General features: G+C 55.8%; 18 protein-coding genes. 11 read left to right on the top strand and 7 right to left on the bottom strand.

Annotated elements, in window-relative coordinates:
* The first annotated feature begins 387 nt into the window (after positions 1 to 387).
* A complete protein-coding gene (locus FF011L_RS10805; RefSeq protein ID WP_145351685.1) occupies positions 388 to 2,103 on the top strand; it encodes an NADPH-dependent assimilatory sulfite reductase hemoprotein subunit in 1,716 nt (571 codons plus the stop codon).
* On the opposite strand, the gene FF011L_RS10800 is transcribed toward FF011L_RS10805, so the two are convergent.
* Positions 2,097 to 2,642 (bottom strand): hypothetical protein, encoded by a 546-nt coding sequence (locus FF011L_RS10800; protein ID WP_145351684.1) that lies wholly within the window; start codon positions 2,640 to 2,642, stop codon positions 2,097 to 2,099. The two genes, FF011L_RS10805 and FF011L_RS10800, sit on opposite strands and share 7 nt — an antisense overlap.
* Positions 2,643 to 3,093: 451 nt before the next feature.
* Between FF011L_RS10800 and FF011L_RS10795 the strand changes: the two genes are divergently transcribed.
* The 3 genes from FF011L_RS10795 to FF011L_RS10785 all read left to right on the top strand — a co-directional run bounded on the left by FF011L_RS10795 (position 3,094) and on the right by FF011L_RS10785 (position 6,154).
* Positions 3,094 to 3,636 carry a DUF2617 family protein gene (locus tag FF011L_RS10795; RefSeq protein WP_246109860.1) on the top strand — a complete coding sequence of 181 codons (543 nt, stop codon included), beginning with the start codon at positions 3,094 to 3,096 and terminating at the stop codon, positions 3,634 to 3,636.
* Positions 3,543 to 4,418 carry a HisA/HisF-related TIM barrel protein gene (locus tag FF011L_RS10790; RefSeq protein WP_145351683.1) on the top strand — a complete coding sequence of 292 codons (876 nt, stop codon included), beginning with the start codon at positions 3,543 to 3,545 and terminating at the stop codon, positions 4,416 to 4,418. The genes FF011L_RS10795 and FF011L_RS10790 overlap by 94 nt, the downstream gene beginning before the upstream one ends.
* Before the next feature lie 62 nt (positions 4,419 to 4,480).
* Positions 4,481 to 6,154, top strand: a complete 1,674-nt coding sequence (locus tag FF011L_RS10785) for a hypothetical protein (RefSeq protein ID WP_145351682.1) — start codon at positions 4,481 to 4,483, stop codon at positions 6,152 to 6,154.
* Positions 6,155 to 6,186: 32 nt separating this feature from the next.
* Here the strand turns inward: FF011L_RS10785 and FF011L_RS10780 are convergent, their stop codons facing one another.
* Complete coding sequence (locus FF011L_RS10780; protein ID WP_246109859.1) at positions 6,187 to 7,575, bottom strand: outer membrane protein assembly factor BamB family protein; 1,389 nt, start codon at positions 7,573 to 7,575, stop codon at positions 6,187 to 6,189.
* Between the two features lie 22 nt (positions 7,576 to 7,597).
* Here FF011L_RS10780 and arfB point away from each other — a divergent pair, with 22 nt between their 5' ends.
* Positions 7,598 to 8,023, top strand: a complete 426-nt coding sequence (gene arfB, locus FF011L_RS10775) for an alternative ribosome rescue aminoacyl-tRNA hydrolase ArfB (RefSeq protein ID WP_246109858.1) — start codon at positions 7,598 to 7,600, stop codon at positions 8,021 to 8,023.
* 29 nt (positions 8,024 to 8,052) lie between these two features.
* Complete coding sequence (locus FF011L_RS10770) at positions 8,053 to 9,000, top strand: protein-tyrosine phosphatase family protein (protein WP_145351679.1); 948 nt, start codon at positions 8,053 to 8,055, stop codon at positions 8,998 to 9,000.
* A 256-nt stretch (positions 9,001 to 9,256) separates the two neighbouring features.
* On the opposite strand, the gene FF011L_RS10765 is transcribed toward FF011L_RS10770, so the two are convergent.
* Positions 9,257 to 10,030 (bottom strand): DUF6690 family protein, encoded by a 774-nt coding sequence (locus tag FF011L_RS10765; protein ID WP_145351678.1) that lies wholly within the window; start codon positions 10,028 to 10,030, stop codon positions 9,257 to 9,259.
* 119 nt (positions 10,031 to 10,149) lie between these two features.
* Positions 10,150 to 10,554 carry a holo-ACP synthase gene (acpS, locus tag FF011L_RS10760; protein WP_145351677.1) on the bottom strand — a complete coding sequence of 135 codons (405 nt, stop codon included), beginning with the start codon at positions 10,552 to 10,554 and terminating at the stop codon, positions 10,150 to 10,152.
* A gap of 139 nt (positions 10,555 to 10,693) precedes the next feature.
* Here acpS and FF011L_RS10755 point away from each other — a divergent pair, with 139 nt between their 5' ends.
* Complete coding sequence (locus FF011L_RS10755) at positions 10,694 to 12,208, top strand: Gfo/Idh/MocA family protein (protein WP_246109857.1); 1,515 nt, start codon at positions 10,694 to 10,696, stop codon at positions 12,206 to 12,208.
* A 765-nt stretch (positions 12,209 to 12,973) separates the two neighbouring features.
* Here the strand turns inward: FF011L_RS10755 and FF011L_RS10750 are convergent.
* From FF011L_RS10750 to FF011L_RS10740, 3 genes are read right to left on the bottom strand one after another with little or no spacing between them, the layout of a single operon-like run.
* Positions 12,974 to 14,476, bottom strand: coding sequence for a hypothetical protein (locus tag FF011L_RS10750; RefSeq protein WP_145351675.1), 1,503 nt, complete (start codon positions 14,474 to 14,476; stop codon positions 12,974 to 12,976).
* Between the two features lie 39 nt (positions 14,477 to 14,515).
* Positions 14,516 to 15,100, bottom strand: a complete 585-nt coding sequence (locus FF011L_RS10745) for a hypothetical protein (protein ID WP_145351674.1) — start codon at positions 15,098 to 15,100, stop codon at positions 14,516 to 14,518.
* Between the two features lie 51 nt (positions 15,101 to 15,151).
* A complete protein-coding gene (locus FF011L_RS10740) occupies positions 15,152 to 15,589 on the bottom strand; it encodes an RrF2 family transcriptional regulator (RefSeq protein WP_145351673.1) in 438 nt (145 codons plus the stop codon).
* Between the two features lie 264 nt (positions 15,590 to 15,853).
* On the opposite strand from FF011L_RS10740, the gene FF011L_RS10735 reads away from it, so the two are divergent.
* The 4 genes from FF011L_RS10735 to FF011L_RS10720 all read left to right on the top strand — a co-directional run bounded on the left by FF011L_RS10735 (position 15,854) and on the right by FF011L_RS10720 (position 21,656).
* Positions 15,854 to 17,194, top strand: coding sequence for a hypothetical protein (locus FF011L_RS10735; RefSeq protein WP_218933128.1), 1,341 nt, complete (start codon positions 15,854 to 15,856; stop codon positions 17,192 to 17,194).
* A 491-nt stretch (positions 17,195 to 17,685) separates the two neighbouring features.
* Positions 17,686 to 18,234, top strand: coding sequence for a FixH family protein (locus FF011L_RS10730; RefSeq protein ID WP_145351672.1), 549 nt, complete (start codon positions 17,686 to 17,688; stop codon positions 18,232 to 18,234).
* Between the two features lie 33 nt (positions 18,235 to 18,267).
* Positions 18,268 to 19,104 (top strand): sulfite exporter TauE/SafE family protein, encoded by an 837-nt coding sequence (locus FF011L_RS10725; RefSeq protein WP_145351671.1) that lies wholly within the window; start codon positions 18,268 to 18,270, stop codon positions 19,102 to 19,104.
* A complete protein-coding gene (locus tag FF011L_RS10720) occupies positions 19,101 to 21,656 on the top strand; it encodes a heavy metal translocating P-type ATPase (RefSeq protein ID WP_246109856.1) in 2,556 nt (851 codons plus the stop codon). The genes FF011L_RS10725 and FF011L_RS10720 overlap by 4 nt, the downstream gene beginning before the upstream one ends.

Raw genomic sequence — 21,656 nt, 5'->3', positions numbered from 1 at the left:
AATTACCGGAAGCAAAACGAGCGAATTGCACGTTCCGCGGAACGCCGTCAGGCGACGGTAGCGACGACCATCACGTCGCCACGCTTGCCAGAGCTTGGATAGACCGGCAAAACGCCACGAATCGATCCGCATTTCCCCTGCAAAACTAGCTTTATGGGGCGTTCTTTCGCAGGGCGAAAGGCAACAATCACTAACCGGCAATGGGGCATTCACGGCATCGCCGCCCCCTCCATTAGCCACGTTCCTCCCCCGAGCCGGACATTCGATCGGCGAGGGCTGCAGGAACCCGCGAGGCGATAGTGTGCAAACCGGCATGGTCGGTTCTGGCGCCGCGCGATATTATCTGTCACTCACGAATGTCCCTACAAACCAGACGAAATACCATTCATGGCCAACGATACCGAAAAATTAACCGGCGTTGAAAAGATTAAGGAAGAAAGCCGGGCCCTCCGTGGGACCATCGGAGAAGAGCTTCAAGAATCAACAGCATCGTTCCATAAAGACACCTTGCAGCTGCTGAAGTTTCACGGCACCTACCAGCAAGATGACCGCGACCTCCGAACGGAACGGAAAAAAGCGGGTCTGGATAAGGCCTACTCCTGCATGGTCCGCTGCCGGATCGCGGGTGGGCGGATGACCGCTTCTCAACTGGCCGCACAACTGGACCTGTGCGACTCGCTGGGCAATTCAACCCTCAAAATCACGACGCGTCAAACGTTGCAATTGCACGGGATCCTAAAAGAGGATTTGCGCGAAGCGATCAATCGAATCAATAAGATCAACCTATCGACGCTGGCTGCGTGCGGCGACGTCAACCGAAACGTGATGTGCTGCCCTTGCAAACGAGTTGGCACGGTTCACGAAGAAATCCAGCAGCTGTCGCACGACATCATGGTCGCCCTGGCGCCACGCACCAAGGGTTATCACGAACTGTGGATTACCGATCTGGAAACCGGTGAAACGACGCTTGAAGGCGGAACCGTGACGCCGGCTGAAGAGGAACCTCTTTACGGCACGCGGTACCTACCGCGTAAATTCAAGGTCGGAATCGCCCTTCCTGAAGACAACTGCATCGACCTGTATGCCAATGACCTCGGATTCTTGGCGGTTGTCCGCGAAGGCAAGATCATCGGCTACAACGTCACCGTTGGCGGAGGCATGGGAGTCACCCCTTCGGCTGCCAAAACGTTCCCGGCTTTGGCCAAACGAATGGCGTTTGTCCGTCCGGAACAGGCCATCGATGTTGCCAAGGCTGTGCTGATGGTTCAGCGTGATTTTGGAAATCGCGAAGACCGCAAAATTGCTCGTATGAAATACTTGATCGCCAACTGGGGAATCGAAAAATTCCGAGCCAAGGTCGAAGAGTATTACGGCGAAGCGTTGGAGGACTGCACCGAAGACGAAGTCCATGGTTTTGACGATCACATGGGTTGGCAAGAACAAGGGGACGGTCTTTGGTCGTATGGATTAAACGTCGAAAACGGACGTTTGTACGACAACGAAAACACGCAACTGAAAGCAGCCTTCCGGGCGATCATTGCCGAATTCGATCCGGCCATTCGCTTGACGGCTCACCAAAGCATCATCTTCTGCGACATCAATGAAGCGCAGCGAGATCGCTTGTTGCAGATTCTGAAAGATCACGGCGTTCCTTTGACCGAAGAAACCAGCACCGTTCGACGTTGGTCGATGGCCTGCGTTGGACTGCCAACCTGTGGCCTTTCGGTTACCGAAAGCGAACGAGCGCTTCCTGGAATCATGGACAAAATCGAAGCCCCACTAGCCAAGCTTGGCCTGGACCAGGAAAAGTTCACGATCCGGATGACCGGTTGCCCCAACGGGTGTGCACGTCCCTACAACTCGGACATCGCTTTGGTCGGCCAGACCAAAGATCGCTACCGGGTCTTTGTCGGTGGTGCGTTGCTTGGAACGCGACTGAACTTCGCATACAAAGAAAAAGTTCTGACCGCCGATGTGCCTACCGAACTGGTAAAGATCTTTACCGCGTTCAAAGCCAATCGCCAAGAGAACGAAACGTTGGGCGGTTTTTGTGATCGCGTCGGACGCGATGAACTGGAACGACTTGCAGACGCGGATTACTGAAAATCGCGAGTTGCGTTGTCGGAGAAGACCATCACACAGGCCCAGATCCCAAACGGTACGTTGCCAACACAACAAATTCCGAAGTAGGGAATGACCGCCAAGATGCTGGCGATCCGACATAAAACCAACGATCGGCGGCGAATCATTTGGATCCCGCCGATCAGGATGAAACCGTTGACAGCCGCTCCCGGCCCCAGCCAGACTAGCGCCGCCACCAGGTCGCCTGCGTCAAGCTGTGGAGCGTTCAGCATGGTGCCTATCAAACCAAGGCCATTCATCAGTAGGGCTATCCCCGCCATGCACATCATCAGAACCCCGGGCAGGATATACAACACCGGATCGGTACGCCCGCCTGTGTAATTCCCTCCGACTCCGATCGGAGTTTGATAGGTGCCAAAATCAGGCGAAGGGATTGGCGCGGTATAGGGGTTCGCAGGCACGGCCAGTGGATCGACTGTTGGCGGATGCTCGGGCGACAAGGGACCAGCGGCATCATTGCCGCCCGCTGGATCGATAACTCCGGCGCTTATCACCGCCATGCAAGCTGGGCAGCGAATGGAACGGTTGGCAGCTTCGGCGGGGATCTCCAATTGCCGGCCACACGACGTGCATTGAAATTGCATACTCACCTAGCGATTAAATAAAGTCACGGTGCGCCCATTCACACAATTGAATCCGCATGAGACGCCCGGTTATCGGCGGAATCATCCGTTTACTTAAGTGTGTGGCCGCGGCATCGATAGCGAATGAAGTTACCAGCCGCACGTCCCTTTCCGACAACCGGCATTGGTACTCTTTAATTTAGCAGCCTGCGGAGCGGTAAGTACTGCCGATCAAAAGTCAAGGTTGGATCGGGGATAAAATTATCATTTATATTCCGTTGGAACCGCTCTTCATTCCGGCAACCGACAACGCGTATAATCTAGGCACGACGCCTGAGTCACTCAGGTGCTCGGCAGTCATTCGACATTTCTTTCCGAGGACAGACGCGTGTTAACGGTTCGCCCCAAAGTTGCAGAATTAGCCTTCCAGGTCTTCGGACGTACGATGCACCCAGAGCTCTACCATCTGCATAAGACTCGGCGAATCGAGCGGACCGCCTACGAGGCAAAGATCGACATCACCAATTGCGGTCATGTGATCACGTGGCGCGCCGCTGGTTTGACGATTTGTGAAGTCGCATCATCAGCGAATCAACCGCTGCCGACCAAGCGACAGCTTTTTAGAAAACAATTAAAAGGGACGCACAGCGAACGGATTCAATGTCACGGCGGAGTCCGTTACAGCACTCGCTTCCAGTTGGAACCGGTTGGCGCCGATATGTTCTGGTCCTTCCAACAACAGCTTGGCAATGGCCCGACCGAAGGCTTGCTGCACCGATTTGATTCAAGCGGAAGAATGGCGTTGGGGGCACTCAGCTATATCCATGTCGACACCCGTTGCCGTTCGATGTCGGTCCAGGCGATCCACACGTTCCCCGACGATTACGCGATCGTAAAAATCGAAAGCGTCTTTTCGCTACCAGACGCTTGAATTCTCCGACCCCACCAATTCTCGCCGTCCTCGACATCAAACATGGACAGGCCGTCCACGCGGTAGCGGGCAAACGGGCCTCATACAGGCCCCTTCCCAATAATTTGGTGACCCACCCTGCCCCGCTTGAGCTTGCGAAACGCTACATTCAACAAGGCATCCAGGGGCTGTATGTAGCCGACCTGGATGCGATTCAAGGGGGCCCTCTACAGACGACAACGCTGCAACCTTTGCTGGATTTAGGCGTCCCTTTATGGTTGGACGCGGGCATCGTTGACCAGCGTGATTGGCAAAAAAAACATCCGCAGCTGGACGATCCGGATCACGTCGTCGACTGGATCGTCGCCTCGGAAACGTTCCGTGACAGCCATTCCGATCTATCCCCACCACCCTGGATCCGAGCTGCCTTAAACGAGACAAAAATGACGTTTGGGATCGATTTTTTTGATGGATCGATACGAACCGCGGTTTCGCAGTCCGATCCACCCAGCCTGTTCCCTTGGGTCGAACAACTGATCGCGACCGGATTCGACTCTTTTCTACTGCTAGATATAGCCGTGGTGGGAACCGGTTCGGGACCGGCGTGTGGATCCCTTTGTCAGCAGATGCGGCAGCGTTTTCCCTCGATTCGGCTCTATTCTGGCGGGGGAATCCGTTCCCTAGAAGACCTGAACCAGCTAATTCGATCGGGCTGCGACGCCGTCCTGGTCGGATCGGCCCTCCATCGCCCTGAATCGGCCCGCTTAATCGTTACTGGCGATTCCAAGAGAAAGTTGACGTAGCGGGAAACTCTGGGATAATGGGGTTGGATCTTCTCTGTTCCTTTTCCACACGGTGTGCACTGATGCCTCAACCCCGACGCTCTTTTGATCAACCTACCTTTGATCAAAACCCGCGATCCGCCGTCGCCGATCTATGCGCCAAGTCGCTGGAACGCCGATTGTGGGGTGCAGGATTCGCCGTATTGATTTTCCTCTCCGCGATTTTCTTTTCGGCATCGGTTTGGGGACAAGCGGTAGGATTCACTGTTGATAAGATTCCTGAAGCACTCACCTCGCCGACCAGCATCCGCGCGATGGAGCAAGCCAGAAAGGAAGCCCCTGGGCGACGAGATGCCAGCCCGGGTTCCTGGCCACAGTGGAACGTTTTTAGTGCCTACTACAATCAGTACCTGTTCGCCAAAATGACTCAGCCGGGCGAACTGGCCAATCTGCCTGCGTACAACGAAGACATTTTGAAGGACCTCCGACGCGCCCAATCGTCCGGTGCTAACGATGTTGCCCGTGCGATCGTTTCTTGGTCCACCAACAAAGCGCTGGCTCTGGCCAACGGAAATTATCATCCTGGCGTTCGCATCAACGCGACCCTGTTGCTCGGTTCGCTGAGCGATACACCGGCTGCCGGAACACGTCCCCCGAAACCATCCGGTGGAACGCTTTCTCCACTGGTTCAGCTTTACCGATCCGAAAAGGTTCCCGACGGAGTTCGCGCAGCCGCTTTGATTGGGCTGCATCGATGGACTCGTTATGGATTGGCAGGACTTTCTGCTCCAGCGCGTACGGGGATCGCCAATATGATGCTGGAATTGGCAAATGCACCGGTTCCCGCGAACCGGACTCCCGAAGGTCACGCGTTCTTGCAGCGGTATGCACTCGACATTTTGAGTGCCCTCTACACACCCGAATTAAGTGAACAAATCACCGCAGCCTTTGTCAAATTGTCGACATCGCCCGACGCTCCCGACATTATTTCGCTCTACGCGACCGCTCGGTTGCCACGCTTGGCGGCACTGGACAAAGTACAGGCTCCACAGGACGTCGCAAAAGCTTGGACCGCTAACGTCGCTTCGGTCTTTCAATCCGAAGCCGATCGCCTACTGGCAATGGACCCGTTGCCTCCCGCAGCCAAACAGCCGCGTCCCGTCATGCCAAATGCAACCCGCGGCGGAATGCCTGGTGGGATGCCCGGCGGAATGGATATGGGCATGGAAATGGGAATGGGCGGAATGGAAGGTGGCGGAGGAATGGACATGCGAATGGAGGGGCCCGGAGAGATGGATATGGGAATGGGAATGGGAATGGGCGGCATGGAAATGGGTATGGGGATGGGAGGATTCGGCGGCGCTAGAAACCTTCAGCCGCCTGAGATCCTGGCTTCCCGCCGGCGCCTGATCCACGCGCTCCAGTCGGTCCGTTACGGCGTTTCCGGATCGAAGACCATGGATCCCAGTCGCACCCCTCAAGGGCTGTCGACCGTTTTGGCAAACCAAAACGATATGACCCTTGAACAACTGAACGAAATGCTGACCAGTGCACTAGAAGATGTAAACGACAGCCAGTTAATCACTCGCAAAACTTTCGCTGCAATGTTGGAATACCGCAGCAAAGAGATCGCGAAACTGGCAACTCACCTAGGCGCACCTGCTCCCCAAGAGGATGAAGGTCCCGAAGTAAAAGGACCTGCAGGGTTTCCCGGTGGTGAATTCACTTCTGGCTTTGGTCAGTTCCCAGGCCAGTAAAACATTGAGCCCCGCTCCATAGAACATTGGGCTTATTTGCCCAACTGCAGGCAGATCACGTTGTCTCGGCCGCGGACGTACAACCTGCCGTTGGCATAAATCGGAGCCGCCCAGCAGGGTGGCTGTAGGGCGGGGCGGTCCGGGGCACCGATCCCCAGATCGATCTCCGTCACCACTTCTAACGCTTCGCGATTGGCCTTCACCAGTTGCATTCGGCCCCCTTCGTCTAATACGACCAGATGGCCGTCGATCGCTAAAACAGAGCTCCGAGTCCGGCGACGATCCACCCAGTGGACCGTTCCGGTTTCGAAATCGATACAGCGAAAATCGCTATCGGGCGCGTTTCTTCCGCTGCAACCATACAGCGCCCCATCGATCACGACCGGCGTGGACCAGTGTGCACGAAAATTCTTGTCGCGGCTGCGAGGGTTGTCGGCCCATACCACTTCCGCTTCGTCGGTAGTCGCGTTTAGAAAAACCGATCCGATGTCATAACATTCGGAAATCAAAATCTGATTCCCTTTGACCACGGGGAGGGCGGCATTGACGCTTTCCAGACGAGGCGAACGCCAGGGGTGGAACCAACGGTTGTTGCCAGTGCTTGGATCGATCGCCAGCAACCCTTCGCGGACAAACGCAAGCAGAACTTGCTCTCCCTGCAGTTCGACAACAAGCGGCGTGCTGTAGCTGGCCAGGTAATTTCCCGCGCGCCACTTTTCTTCCCCCGTTTTGACATCGAAGGCAACGATCGCCGATCCGTTTGGTGAAACGCGATCAAGCGCTCCCATCGCAATCTGTTGATCTTCAGGCGGACTGCCCCCCACCATGACAATCACCGAGTCCTCAAAGACGATCGGCGAACAACTGACTCCAAAAAAGTTCTGAATGACGCCGTACTTTTTATTGGTATCGACCGTCCAGGAAACCGCACCGGACTGTTCGTCGCGACATGTCAACTGCCCAGCGACCCCGAACGTAAAGACCGATCCGTCAGCGATGACCGGACTGCTGCGTGGCCCGTTGTTGTAGCCGTACATATCGCGGTAGACGACCGGCTGACTTTCGCTCCAAATCAATTTACCGCTGGCCGCATCAAAACAGCGCAACCGCTCCTGATCGGCCTCACGATCGAATTGGTAATACTTTCCGTCCGCTTCGCTTCCGATCCCGTATCCGGTTCCCAGCGGCTGGTGCCATAATGTTTTTAGATTTCCGTCGGACCAATCGGTACGAATCCCGGTCGCATCCGAATGACCATTACCATGAGGGCCTAAGAATTGCGGCCAATCGGAATCGCTGACCTTATTTTGTGGCTCCGCACGATTTGGCTGCGAACCCGCTTGGCCCCACCCCGGTCTGTCAACCAACAGACAAACCATTAGGATGCAGCCCCCTAGGCGAACGCTCGCTGTCGTCCGCATTGCTCGCGAAAAGGATCCATTCGTGGAAAACCTGGTTATCAATCGTCGTTTAACCATTCCTGCGTCTCAGTTAGAGGTTTCGTATGCGCGTAGTAGCGGGCCAGGGGGGCAGAACGTAAATAAGGTAAATTCAAAGGTAACGCTTCGCTGGCAGGTTCGCGACCAACCCCTGATTCCCGATGGCTGGCGCGATCGTTTTTTGACCGCGTTCGGAACACGTGTCACAATTCATGGCGAGATCGTACTGCAAAGCGATCGTTATCGTGATGCGCCTCGTAATTTACAGGATTGCTGCGATAAATTGCAGCAGATGCTTCTACAGGTTGCGGTCCCACAGAAAGCACGTCGAAAAACCAAACCGACGCTGGGCAGCAAAAAACGACGACTCGATTCCAAAAAACGACAATCCGACAAAAAGCGTTTGCGGGGACGCCCAGGAATGGATTGACCCCAAACGACAGGGCTATCACTTTGAACATGACATTCACGAAAATCATTCACCGCACGCTCGCCACCGGCTGCCTTGTCTTCTTACTGGGTACGTCTCCAATCGTGGCCCACCCCCCAACCTCTTCTACTGAATCGCCCTCCTCCGCGGCGAGCGCAACGCCGCAGCCCTCTTCGCGCGAAGCGACTCCCCTGCCCCACTGGCTGCAGTGGACCGAACAAGTTTTCTCTGGCGCCCAGCCAACCACCGCCGACGACTTTGCTGCGCTCCAGGCCCGAGGAATCCGAACGATTGTCAGTGTCGATGGAGCACGCCCCAATGTCGAACTGGCGAAGCATTACGGCATGCGTTACCTCCATGTCCCCATCGGATACGACGGTATCGATCCGGATGCGAACCTATCGTTTTTTCGGATCGCCAAAGAGGTCCAAGGAACGGTCTACGTGCACTGCCATCACGGCAAACATCGAGGCCCCGCAGCCGCCGCCGTCCTCTGCATGGGAGCCGGAAAGATCGATCGTCCGCAAGCCGAAGCGAATCTCCGTTCGGCCGGCACCAGTCCCAACTACACAGGTCTTTGGAAAGCGGTTCGTGACTATCGTCGCCCCGCAGCCGATCAAGAGTTACCACAACTGGTTGAAATCGCCCAAGTGACAAGCACCGCCGCTTGGATGGCTCAGATCGATCGCACATGGGACAACCTAAAGGCCTGCCAGAACGCTGACTGGAAACACCCCAAGGACAACCCCGATCTTGTTGCAAAGCACGAAGCCCTGCAGCTTTGGGAAGGCTTTACGGAAGCGCAGCGGCTGTTACCAAACGACGCCCCGACCAGTTTGAAGCAAGGATTGCAAACGTCACAAGAACTTTCGCAAAGCTTGATGACCGCCCTACGAAAAAATGAATCGGTTAAGGCGGATCGGCTGATATTGCAGCTGCAAGAAGCTTGCGTCGACTGCCACAAGGTTCATCGGTAACGTTCAGGATGGGCGGATGCGACGATCCCGCCAGGACCCTGGCAGCTGCTCAAACATGAACAGCCCAGTGTTTTCCGGGATACTCGTGTCCCGGGCGTGCGACGGCCGTCACTTCGCACGCCGCCGAATCGTTTACGCCCGTTTGTTACCACGCCCGTTTGTTATCACGCCCGATCGTCCGAAGCGGCCACTCCGTACAGCGTCCTCGAATCGGCTGGGCTCTGCTTACACAGAGTCCACCCAAAGCATGCGTTCACTACCAACGGCCGGTGTAACGGTCGGCACGGACAATCTGCTGTGCCGCTGGGCTTAGACCGTACGCCAAATTCGGTTGGTTCAATTCGAGGAATACCGTGTAGCGTTGATGGGTCGCATCGCTGTACATAACGGGAGCCCGCGTCAGCTTTAGCAGGCCGGTCGCCATACCGTTCCAACGCACTGTAAAGACTCCCGCATCCAACGTCGGTTCGGGCGACATATGATAGTACTGCTGCATCAATTGAGTGATATCCGCAGGGTCGCCGACAAATCCCTGCACATTCACTCGTTGCATTTGACCGGAGTGATCAAAATAGTAGGTGATCGTCCCTGCGAGGTCGGTCGCATCGGTCCCTGTGACCAGCGGCACGCGCAGCCCGTCTAACTGCAAATCCGCTAAAACGGTTGTCACCCGAGCGAAGTGACCGGAGATCCAGTTGGGCGTAATATCAAATCGCAACACGTCGCGAAGATCATGCACCGGGCCTCCGACAAGGGAAGGCTGGAGCGGATTGCTGCCCAACATCGCCTCACGGGTCCGCGGCCCCAGCCGCTGGTCCCATAAGGATTCCGTTTGATAGTGCGCGTGGTAGGGTCCGGCCGTGGAGGTATCCGAAAAGTTGTCCGTTCGGTTCGCGTTGGTACTCGATGCGGTCCGCACCATCGCACTAACACTTCCTGAAACGTTCTTACCGATCTCGGTTTCCGTGGCGACATAAGGGCCACCAATCGCGGCCGCCGCGACCATCGCGGCAGTCAGGCGTCGAGCCATGACAGCATCCTTGTATTCAAAAGAAAAGGGGAGGTATCGATCATCATCGACACCCTGACCTCCTCCAGATTGCAAGAAATCCCGCTGCCCCTTCTCTCGTTATGACTGCCGAAAGCCGACTAATCGGCGTAGCTGGACGGATCCTCTAGCAGCGAGATGGCGGTTGCCGTGGCGTAGGTCCGACAATGTGCGATCGTCAGAAGAATTTCGTCGATACCGATTTCCTCGGCCATTTTTTTGGCTCGCCCCGAAAGGACGACACGAGGTTCCCCATCGGAATCGACCACGACCTCCAATTCGGTCCAGCGGATGCCGGCCGTTTTTCGAGTCATCAAAACCTTCAGGACGGCTTCTTTTGCTGCCCAGCGAGCAGCGTAAAGATGGTGCGGAGATCCCTGTTGGCCGCAGTACTCAATTTCGCCAATCGAGTAGACACGTTCCAAGAATAATTCGCCGTGCTGGGCAATCATGTTTGCGATTCGAGCACACTCCACGATGTGCGTCCCCAATCGATGGATCGTCATCGTTCAAATGGCTCCTAAAATAGGTTGCAGTTTGCAGATTAACCGAGTAAATGTACACGATCGCGTGCGGACTGTGTTAAACTACCTAACGCGATAACGTACCGTATTTTACTAGTATCTGATCATGGAGCCCGCCTCAATGCCTCAACGCCCTAAACTGAACCGACGTCATTTCGTGGCGGCAACAACCGTTGCCGCCGCTTCCGCAGCCGCCGTACGCCCCTCGTTGGCTCAATCAGCAAATGAAACCATGAATGTGGCGATCATTGGCGCTGGTGGGCGAGGCGGAAGTCACGTTTCGGCTTTCTTGGGAAACGACAAGACCCGGATCACCCACGTCGTCGATATCGATCCCAAAGCGGCATCGCAACGTGCCGGCCAAATCGAAAAAGAACAGGGCAAACGTCCTGAAATCGTCACCGACATGCGACGCGTCTTTGACGACGCCTCGGTCGACGCGATCAGCACCGCGACTCCAAACCACTGGCACGCACTCTGTGGCGTATGGGCGATGCAAGCGGGCAAAGACTGCTACATCGAAAAACCGATTTGCCACAATATTGCCGAAGGCCGCGCCCTGGTCGAAGCAGCCAAAAAATACAAGCGAATCTGCCAAGTCGGCACCCAGTCGCGCAGTAGTGCCGCGGTTCAAGAAGCGGTCAAGTTCATTGCTGAAGGCAATATTGGTGAAGTCAAACTAGCTCGCGGTCTGTGCTACAAACGCCGCAAATCAATCGGACCCCTAGGCGATTACCCAATTCCCGAAGGAATCGATTTCGCACTTTGGACCGGTCCTGCGACGATCACCGACCCGAAGGTTACTCGCCAGCGTTTCCACTATGACTGGCACTGGCAACGCCACTACGGCAACGGTGACCTCGGAAACCAAGGACCTCACCAAACCGATATCGCACGCTGGGGTCTAGGCGTTGATCGCCATCCAGAACAGATTATTTCCTACGGTGGACGTCTCGGGTACCGAGCCGAACGCAAGGACCCGACTTACATCGATGCGGGCGACACCGCCAACACCGAAGTATCGATCTACGATTACGGCGACAAATGCCTCGTATTCGAAACCCGTGGTTTAAGCGTCGACAACTCGGCCGATGAAGAACTGAACAAATTGTTCGGCAGTACCAAGGGAAATAAAATCGGAGTCGTGTTTTACGGGACCGATGGTTATGTGGTGCAAAAAACTTATTCGCACTGCATCGCTTACGACAAAGACATGAACGTGATCAAGGAATTCAAAGGCGGAGGCGATCACTTCGGCAACTTTGTCGACGCCTGCAACCGGCGCGATACCGACGTCCTGAATGCCGACGCAATGACCGGACATTTGTCCGCAGGCGTCAGCCATCTTGGGAACATCTCCTACTACCTAGGAGAGAAGAACAAGGCATCCGCAGATCAAATCAGCGAAGCGGTTGCGAAAATCCCAAGTTTGGACGACAACCAGGCAACGCTGGCTCGGACCATGCAGCACCTGAAAGACAACGGAGTCGACACCAACGGGTCGCCTCTATCGCTTGGGCCACTTCTGAAGTTTGACCCCGAAGCCGAACGCTTCACCAACAACGACGAAGCAAACAAGATGCTGACTCGTGAGTACCGTGAAGGATTCGTCTGCCCAACCGGCGACAAAGTCTAAACGACTCGCACCACAGCGAATCGATTGAAAATCAAGAACGCCCGACGACCCAAATCGTCGGGCGTTTTTGCTGCGCCCCCCACTCGCCCCTTTCGGCGAAGCGATACACGTGCCCAGCAAAGCGGCAGTCGCAATCGCAATCGTACTCGTACTCGTACTCGTACTCAGCGAAGCGGTGCTCGTAATCGACTGCAGCAACATCCCCCGCGCGGTGCTTCAACGCCACTCAAATCACCATCCAACCAACCCGGCGCCGCACCGCCTCCATCGCAGCATCGATTTAGCACCAAGCGGCAAACCACCGAGAGATATGAGGCTTCACTTTACTACAGCAAGCGGCAAGGGATGTGCGATTTATAAATGAAGTAAGTCTGGCTCCCCTCGCCCTCAAAACAAGCTCACTTAAAACAGGTTTGATACTGGATCAACGGTTCGCCAGCTAAATCAATTAAGGTCGATTCAAAGGCTTGTTTTGGGGGAGAGGGGCTGGGGGAGAGGGGCCGACAGCGTTGGACAAGGCGTGGCATAATCGCTCAAAATCCAAGGCGTTCAATGCGTCTTCGCTGCAAAATCGCCGCCTGGAAATCTCCCCCTCTCCCCCAAGCGAGCTCCACTAAATCAAAGAAAGAGGCAGAGATCACGCAATGAGCTAGCAGAGATTTCTTCCGCAACAAAGAGCTCGCTTAGGGGCGAGGGGAGCCAGACTTACTTCATTTTTAAATCGCACGTCCCAAGCCGCCGGAAGATACTCGGCGGGTTATTTCACTACTTCGGTTCTAGGTCTCGAAGATAAACGGCCAATACCGATTCAAAGGTTTGTGAGTCGATTTGAAAGTTTGGTTCGGCGTCGCTGTACTTGTTGCAGTGTTCCACCAGCACGCGATACAGAAAGCGAAAGAGGTGGCGAGGAACTCTTAAGGACTGGAACACGGCCAACAGTCGAGTGTACCCAATCTGCTCGGAGAACAGATCCTTCGGTTCCGGTGTTCGTCCCTCGGCTGCACAGGCGCTCATCCTTGCTCTCGCCAAGTCGTACAGCGATTCTCCGGTCCATGCGAAGGCGGGGATCACGTTCTGTTTATCCAGTCGAGCCCGCTCGTGGAATTCGGTACTCTCCCGCTCGATGTCGCGATGCAATTCTTGAGGGAGCATCAGCTTTAACCCCAGGCCGGGATGTTTTAACAATTTATTGTCTAGCAATGGCCAGACAAAACGCCGCATCAATTCCGGTTTTCCGCCGGTCATGTGAGGCTCATCGACTCGGTCTAACATCACGATCGTTCCGGAGAAACCAAGCTTCTTGCCGGCAAGCTGCAACTTGGTCAGCAATTCAAAACGATCATCGGTACGACTGAATCTTGGCAGCGGTTGGCTGGCAAGCTCTTTCGCAGGGAATTGCAAGAGGACTTTTCGTAGCGAACCAATTTCACGTTTGCCGACGCGCATGTGGCGATGGATTCCCATCGCCAATCGTTGGCAACGAAACCACCGACGTGCGTACGGAAAACATCCCAAACAACACAGCCCAGCAAAAATCCAGGCAGCCGTATCCCATTCGATCTTTTCGGTGCGAAACAGATAACCGGTCAGCATCAACATCAAAACGGCCCAGCCGATCGCAAGCCACAAATCCCATTGCACGCCCCAATTGGAATAGCCAAGCTTGCGGCGGAACTGTTCCCAACGTCCGGTGAACGATGAACTGGTCGATTGGTCGTAACAACAGGCCAGCAGCAACAGATCACGCGCCGTCGTTCGGTCCAGTTTGGCCAAATCCCGATCGTCGACTCGGCTGGCGATCACCGGCAGCGGGCCCTCTTCCTCTTCACCCGTTTTTTCCAAAGCCCGATCGACCAACTGGGTGGTCCCGATGCAAAGGATTGCGTCCATGTGGTCCCACAACCGCCAAGCTTCCAAAACCCGCTCGGGCTTTTTCGCCGAACGCCGACTTAGGCGTTCGCGAAAATGATCCAGGAAGGGATTGAAGTCATCGTAGCGAATGACGTTGATTCGCTTCGTCGGATGCTCCACGTTATAGGCCGCGAGGTGGCGGTCAATTTGCAACCGCATGGCCGTTTTGCCCGAACCTTTGGGCCCAAATACGATCGCCGTAGCCGGTTCGGTAGGATCACCGTAAACCTTATCCCAAACAGGATGGTAGGCACTGACAATGCAGTGCTCCTTGAACACCGGATCGGTCTGAGCGTCTTCTTCGGCGAAAGGGTTTCGCAAGACGCCGTGATGCTCAAGGAAGCTCTGAATATTCATAGGTAACGGGATTCCCGGGGGTTCTGTTGGCGAAAGCGACTACTTTTTCAGCCCGTCCAGCATTTCACCGAACGCTTTGCGGTTGGCTTTAACAGCCTCGACGGGACCGGTCATTTTGATAAAAAACTTGCCGCCGTTGGGATCGATCAAAATCGCTCCCGCCATCGCGTAGTTTTCGCGGTGAACCACTCGTCCGCCCGCAAATGGACCTCCCATTCGTTCGTTAAACGTACCCTGCAAATCGACCAAGTGCAGGGTATGTCCTTCGATCGTCTTCTGTTCTTCTTTGAACCCGTCTTTGGCAGCTAGTTGAAACTGGCCTTTCCAGCGATCCACATTCGCTTGAACCGACCCAGATGCGGCCATCATCGTGACTCGAGCCGTCTGCTCTGGTTCGGCACCGGGTGCGGCGAATTCATTCTGAATGATCGAAATCTTGGGGCGAACCACTTTCCAAGTCGCAGGAGCCATCATTTTGGCACCCGAGGCGATCGTGATTTCGGTCCCTTTCTCGTCAGCCACTGCGTCGGCGGAAAAAGCTGCTGGAATTCCTGCTCCAACAAAACCAAACGTGAGCAAAGCGGTCAAAACAAAGCCAAAACGGCTGGCAGGCATTCGTAACATGGGATTCTCCAGTTCAGGACAGAATTCAAGAAATTCAGGGCTGCGGCAAGGTTACTTAGGACGGATCGCCGGAATGTCACACAACGGAACAATCGGATCCGTCGACAAAACAACGTCAGCAAGGGTGACTTTCCGAAGAGCATTCTCCACCGAGGCATACGCCTTGTCCAGTTCGCGATGGAGCGGACAAAGTGAGGTATGTGAAGTTAACCCCAGCGGGCAGCTTGTAATCCGTGCAATCGGATCGACCGCGTTGACCACGTCCAGGATCGTTAGCGTTTCCGGTTTCCCGACCAACTCATAACCTCCGCCCGGACCCGGGCGGGAACTCATCAATCCGGCCGCCGTCAAATCCTGTAATACTTTATGAAGATATCGTCGCGGAATCTTGGTCTGTTCGGCGACTTTATCGGCCGACACCGGACGCCCCTGAACGGTGGCCAAGACCGTGACCGCACGAAGCGCGTACTCAGCTGTCTTCGATAGCATGCTCACTCTCGATAAAACTTGTTTCAATTCCCCAAAATGCCCCCCGCCAAACCGCTGCCCATCCCCCCGCGAACCCCTTCGATGGGCGATTTTCCCTAAAACCAACCAAACCATTTCTATTATGCACATCATTGTGTACAATTCACCAAGACGTCCAACGACGCTCCCACCGAGTTTAACATGCGGAATCTAAAAACGACCGGGGTACGAGGTCGAATTTTGCGTTTCCGATTGAAAAACCGTCCCACTCTCCAAGGAGTCCCCATGGTTCGCATGATTTTAAACACCGACGAAGGATTCCTGTGGTCCTTAAGGGCCTGTTTCGCGATCGGCGGGCTGTTCTGTGGCTTGGTGGCCCATGGTTTGACCTCCAACGACCTGCATGCCCAGTCAGCCTCCTACGAACGGCCCCCAATCGATTACATCAATGCCCCGGTCTCCGATGAGGTCTCCGTACTAGGAAAGCAAATTTCTGCTGGAGAGGTTGAACTGGAATACGATCCCAAGTTCGGCTACCTACCGGCGGTTTTAAAGGCGTTGGACATTCCGCTTGATTCCCAGGTCTTAGTTTTCTCCAAAACCTCCCTGCAGTTGCACCGAATTGCACCGGGAACCCCACGAGCCATTTACTTCAACGACAACGTCTACGTTGGTTATTGTCACCGAGGCGACGCCTTAGAGATAGCGGTAACGGACCCGCAACAGGGAGCGATCTTTTACACCATTCGGCAGCGTTCAAGCGATACACCTCGCCTCCTTCGCGACCGCGGACAGTGTTTGACTTGCCATGCAACCAATCGAACGCAAGGCGTTCCTGGCTATTTGATCCGGAGCGTCTATTCGGATAACAGTGGTCATCCCATCTTCAGCCGTGGAACTTTTACGACCGATCACGCCAGCCCGTTTATCGAACGCTGGGGCGGATGGTATGTGACAGGCGAACACGGGCAGATGCGGCACATGGGAAACGTCACGACGTCGGATGACGAAGCGATGGATTACGAATCGGGTGCGAACCGGACCACCCTTGAAGGCTTGGTCGACACCGATCCCTACCCAAGCCCCCATAGCGATATCGTAGCCCTGATGGTCTTGGAACATCAAACGCAGGTTCACAATGCGTTGACGTTTGCCAACTTTGAAACCCGTGAAGCACTTCATCAGTCGTACACCATGAACGCTCTGCTGGAACGCGATCCTGACCATATCAGTGAAAGCGCTCAGCGACGAATGACCAAAGCGGTCGAAAAACTTGTGCAGCAACTATTGCTTTGCGATGAATTTGGCCTGGAGTCCCCGGTCACGGGAACCAGCACCTTCGCGAGCGAATTTGCCAAGCGAGGACCAACCGATCCAAGTGGGCGCAGCCTGCGTGACTTGGATTTGAAGACAAGGCTGTTCCGCTACCCCTGCAGTTTCTTGATTTACTCTCCCGCGTTCCGGGAATTGCCTCCCGAGGTCCATCAGCGGGCGGTAAGTCGGATTCAAGAAGTCTTGACCGCGACCGAGCCCGAAGAAGCATTCGCACACCTATCGGCGGACGACCGGAAAGCGATTCTAGAAATACTGGTCGCCACACACGCCGATTTCGCCGAACGGAACTAACCAAGCCGCTGCGACAGGAAGCGCCATCGCACCTTCTCCCACCAGCTTAGCGGAACGGCGCAAGCCGTCCGGCCTTTTCTTTCTTAGCGGAACGGCGCAAGCTGCCCGCCCTTCACACAGAAGGCGTCGATCGGGCGAAACGGCTCGCGTCCAATACCACCTGCAGACGGATCTCCCAGCGGATTAACACAAGCCGACCGGCAAATTCCTTCTGCTTTCAATGCGATTGCCGGACGGCTCGCGCCGTTCCGCTAAGAAAGTAGATACCATCTGCAGACGAATCTCCCAGCGGATTAACACAAGCCGACCGGCAAATTCACTCTGCTTTCGATGCGATTGCCGGACGGCTCGCGCCGTTCCGCTAAGAAAGTAGATGCAGCGCAGCATTATGCCGCAGTGATTTTGCCGTTCTGCGACTTGGCAACCGTCGTCTGCCAGTCGACAATGGAAGCATGACTTGGCAATCCACCTTGTGACCATGGGAATCCCAAATGCCTCCTTCATCGGCTTCTTCCGATCCGGCTTCGGCTGGACCACGCGAGAAAGCAAGCCCAGCTGAAGAACGGAAAGCGAGGCGTTTCTGGGTCAGTTTTATCGTGATGCTGATGTGTATTCCCGTCATCACCGGCGGTTCGGCTATTTACCTATCGAAGACTCGGTCGTTGATCTCGGTAATTCCCGATTACTATCAAGCCTCCCTCCACTGGGACGAAACCCAACAAGAACGTTCCGCGGCCGAGCGATTGGGCTGGACGGTGAAGCTGCAGCCCGCAGAAATCGCCGATGGCCAAGGGATGCGGGCCCTTGAATTGTGGGTTCATGATGCCCAGAAGAATCCGGTTGATGACCTCCAGATCGAAGGCCATTTTTTCCGTCACCGCGACGCTAACGGGCGCTTACCGGTTCAGTTACGGGGAGTTGGCGAGGGACATTACCTTGCGTTGGAACCGATGCGAGAAACCGGGATCTGGCAGTTCGAATTGACCATCGACGGAGCCCCGGAACCGATGGCGGTCTCTTCCACGATGAATGTCCAATAAGCCCGCCTCTCCTTTAACCGTGGACGACTACCGATGTGGATTTTGCTCGCCGCCGTCTTAACCGCCAGCGTCTTAGGGAGCATGCACTGCGTTGGCATGTGCGGCCCCTTGGCGATTTGGGCGAGCGGAGCCGGAGAGCGCCAGCCACGGAAGACCGTTTTCGCATCGACAAGCCTCTACCATTTCGGACGGCTTTTGACCTATACGCTAGTTGGGTTCGCTGCCGGAGCGATCGGCAGTTTCGTCGATTGGACGGGCGACGCGGTCGGTTTTCAAATTGCCGCGGCTCGAACAGTCGGCGGCGTGATGATTGTGCTGGGAGTCTTCAAATTGCGTGCGTTGCTGGTCCCTCCTCCAATGCCGACCGATGGCCACAGCCCTCCCGCCTCCAAAATTGGCGGATTGCTGGTTCGTCTGCGTCCCTACATCTTTCAATTGCCAATTCCGCTCCGCGCCGTCGTGACGGGTTTGTTGACAACACTGCTGCCATGCGGATGGCTGTACATGTTCGCCCTGTTTGCAGCGGGAACAGGCAGTCCCGTTACCGGGGGTTTAGTGATGGCCGCATTCTGGCTAGGAAGCGTTCCTGCACTGGTTGGATTGGTCGCGGGAACCCAGGTACTTGCTAGGCGTTTTACTCGCTTGGTCCCTATCGCAGCTTCTTTGTTGTTGATCTTGACCGGCTGTTTCACCACCAGCGGACGCGGGTTTGCGAACCTTCAGTCATTGACGGCGTTTCAGAATACGGTGCAGTCCGATCGATTGGATGGCGAGTCCGATCCCGCTGCCTTACTGCAGCGTGTGCGAACCGTGGGTGATGCTCCCCTTCCCTGCTGCGAAGACCTGTCGATCGAAACGGAGCCATCGTGAATAAGCGTCTCCGGGATTCTTCTGATCTCGCGAATCCGCAGCAGCCCCAAAACATGGTCCCTGATTCCGCAACACCGGACAAAAGTGCGCCGGAATCCAAAAGTGATTCGCGCACGCCGTCGAAGGTCAGCCGAGAAGCTCCCTGCACCCACTGCGACTTGCCGACTCCGTACGTTGGCGAGAACCCTCCGCATCCATTGTTTTGCTGCAACGGTTGCCGTGGGGCCTATGAATTGATTCAAGGCTGGGGACTGGACAGTTATTACGACCTCCGCGATCAAGCAAATGGGGAACGCAATCGGATGCCCGAAGCGACCGACAAAGGCCGCTTTGACTCCTTCGATGATCCCGAATTCCTTGGCCTATCCACCCCCAAGCAACAGTCCGACGGCCTGCAGTCGGCTCAATTGGCGGTCCATGGCCTGCACTGTGCCGCCTGTGCATGGCTGATCGAAAATGCTGCACAACAGACCGAGGGCTGGAACACCGCTCGGGTGCATTTAGGTGACCACACCCTTCGCGTGATGTTCGATCCCGCTACCTGTTCGCTCAGTGGGATCGCCCGCCTGCTTCATCGTTTGGGTTACGAACTGGCTCCGATCACCAAACAACCCGACGCACATTTCCGCAAAGAGAATCGACGTTTATTGACTCAGATCGCGATCGCCGGGTTCTGCGCAGCGAATGCGATGTGGATCGCCGTCGCCCTGTACGCGGGGGACGCAAGTGGCGTCGCTGCAGAACACCGCTTATTGCTGCGTTTGATGGGAACGGGACTGGGATTGATCGCGGTAGCCGTGCCCGGACGTACCTTTTTTCGCGGAGCCTTCGCGGCACTGCGAACCTGGACGCCGCACATGGATTTGCCGGTCGCGCTTGGCCTAAGCGTGGGAACGGTCACCGGAACCGTCAATGCAATCAGCGGGCGCGGTGATGTTTATTTTGATTCGCTTGCCGTCCTCGTCTTCTTTCTTCTGGTCGGGCGATGGATCCAGTTCCACCAACAGCACCGAGCCGCAAAAGCCGTTGACTTACTGCTAAGAATCACTCCCGCTCACGCTAATCGAATCGCTGCGGACAACACGACCGACTGGGTGCTTGTCGACACGCTCCGGCCAGATGACCAAATCCGAGTCGCCGCGGGAGAAAGCCTGCCGGCGGACGGAATCATCGCGGCCGGCAACACGACCCTCGACCGCTCTCTCCTAACCGGCGAAAGCCAACCCGTTGCGGCCCAGACCGGAGACGAAGTTTCGGCGGGCACGCTGAATCTGTCACGCTCAATCGATGTTACGGTACGAGCGGTCGGCAGTGAAAGTCGCATCGGCCGCGTCATGCAATCGGTCGAATCGGCGATGGCCGAACGGACGCCGATCGTGCAGTTGGCCGACGCGATCGGAGGCTGGTTTGTGGTCATCGTCACGCTGCTGGCGATCGCGGCGCTGGTGATCTGGTCAGGTGAAGGCTGGGGATTGGCCGCAGGTCATGCGACGGCATTGTTAATCGTCGCCTGCCCCTGTGCACTCGCTTTGGCGACGCCGCTGGCGATTGCCGTTTCTTTAGGTCGCGCCGCAAAGCGAAAAATATTGATCCGCGATGGCGCGTCCCTGCAGTTGTTAGCTTCCAAAGGAATCCTCTGGTTCGATAAAACGGGCACGTTGACCGAAGGGCGTTCGCGAGCCCAAGTTTTGTACGGTCCTGAAACGGCATTGAGTGATGCGGCCGCCGTCGAACGCGATTGCTCCCACCCGATTGCGTCGGCGATCGAGCGAGAGTGTTTGTTGCAGGGATTGACGCCTCCGGACGACGCCGAATTGCTGGTCGTGGAAACGGGCGGAGTCCAAGGGGTCTGTGAAGGGAGGCAAATCGTTGTCGGAAATATTCCCTTCCTAACCTCCAAAGGAATCGTTTGCTCAGCCGAAATATTGGCCGCCGTCGACGCCTCACTGCAAATCGCCGCAACTCCGATCGTGATCGCAGTCGACGGAGTCGCCACCACGGTGCTGGGACTGTCCGATCCTTTACGTCAGCAAGCGGCCGAAACCGTCGCGACCTTACAGCGAAGGGGATGGCAGGTAGGGATCCTTTCTGGCGACCATCCGGCGATCGTCGCGGCGGTAGCCCAACAGATTGGAATCCCGCTGGAACTTGCCCATGGCGGCCTGTTGCCAGCGGACAAATTGGAACGTGTTCGCCAACCGCAGTCGATGATCACCGTGATGATCGGTGACGGAGCCAATGATGCCGCGGCGTTAGCTGCGGCCGATGTCGGGATCGCCGTACGGGGTGGAGCGGAGGTAAGTCTGCAGGCGGCTCCGATCTTTATAGCGTCGGGGCGTTTGACAAGTATCGTTGAATTGATCCGCGGATCCTCGGCGACTTCAAAACTGATCCGGACCACTTTTGCGGTTTCGCTCTCCTATAATTTATTCGCAGTTGGATTTGCGTTGGCCGGTTGGATCAGCCCCTTGCTGGCCGCCGTGTTGATGCCCCTCAGTTCCATCAGCGTCCTTTCGTTGACCCTCGCATGGCCGACTTTCCGATCCCCTTAG

Source organism: Roseimaritima multifibrata (genome assembly GCF_007741495.1).
Lineage (GTDB): Bacteria > Planctomycetota > Planctomycetia > Pirellulales > Pirellulaceae > Roseimaritima > Roseimaritima multifibrata.
Note: the sequence above shows the minus strand (reverse complement) of the source record. Positions and strands in the feature narration are given on the sequence as shown.

Bases quoted from the DNA above. Each gene is read 5' to 3' on its own strand.
- FF011L_RS10755 (WP_246109857.1), top strand. From the start codon at position 10,694: ATGCCTCAACGCCCTAAACTGAACCGACGTCATTTCGTGGCGGCAACA.
- FF011L_RS10745 (WP_145351674.1), bottom strand. From the start codon at position 15,100: ATGTTACGAATGCCTGCCAGCCGTTTTGGCTTTGTTTTGACCGCTTTG.
- FF011L_RS10735 (WP_218933128.1), top strand. From the start codon at position 15,854: ATGGTTCGCATGATTTTAAACACCGACGAAGGATTCCTGTGGTCCTTA.
- FF011L_RS10765 (WP_145351678.1), bottom strand. From the start codon at position 10,030: ATGGCTCGACGCCTGACTGCCGCGATGGTCGCGGCGGCCGCGATTGGT.
- FF011L_RS10805 (WP_145351685.1), top strand. From the start codon at position 388: ATGGCCAACGATACCGAAAAATTAACCGGCGTTGAAAAGATTAAGGAA.
- FF011L_RS10800 (WP_145351684.1), bottom strand. From the start codon at position 2,642: ATGGCGGTGATAAGCGCCGGAGTTATCGATCCAGCGGGCGGCAATGAT.
- FF011L_RS10750 (WP_145351675.1), bottom strand. From the start codon at position 14,476: ATGAATATTCAGAGCTTCCTTGAGCATCACGGCGTCTTGCGAAACCCT.
- FF011L_RS10730 (WP_145351672.1), top strand. From the start codon at position 17,686: ATGCCTCCTTCATCGGCTTCTTCCGATCCGGCTTCGGCTGGACCACGC.
- FF011L_RS10770 (WP_145351679.1), top strand. From the start codon at position 8,053: ATGACATTCACGAAAATCATTCACCGCACGCTCGCCACCGGCTGCCTT.
- FF011L_RS10780 (WP_246109859.1), bottom strand. From the start codon at position 7,575: ATGCGGACGACAGCGAGCGTTCGCCTAGGGGGCTGCATCCTAATGGTT.
- FF011L_RS10740 (WP_145351673.1), bottom strand. From the start codon at position 15,589: ATGCTATCGAAGACAGCTGAGTACGCGCTTCGTGCGGTCACGGTCTTG.
- acpS (WP_145351677.1), bottom strand. From the start codon at position 10,554: ATGACGATCCATCGATTGGGGACGCACATCGTGGAGTGTGCTCGAATC.
- FF011L_RS10725 (WP_145351671.1), top strand. From the start codon at position 18,268: ATGTGGATTTTGCTCGCCGCCGTCTTAACCGCCAGCGTCTTAGGGAGC.
- FF011L_RS10785 (WP_145351682.1), top strand. From the start codon at position 4,481: ATGCCTCAACCCCGACGCTCTTTTGATCAACCTACCTTTGATCAAAAC.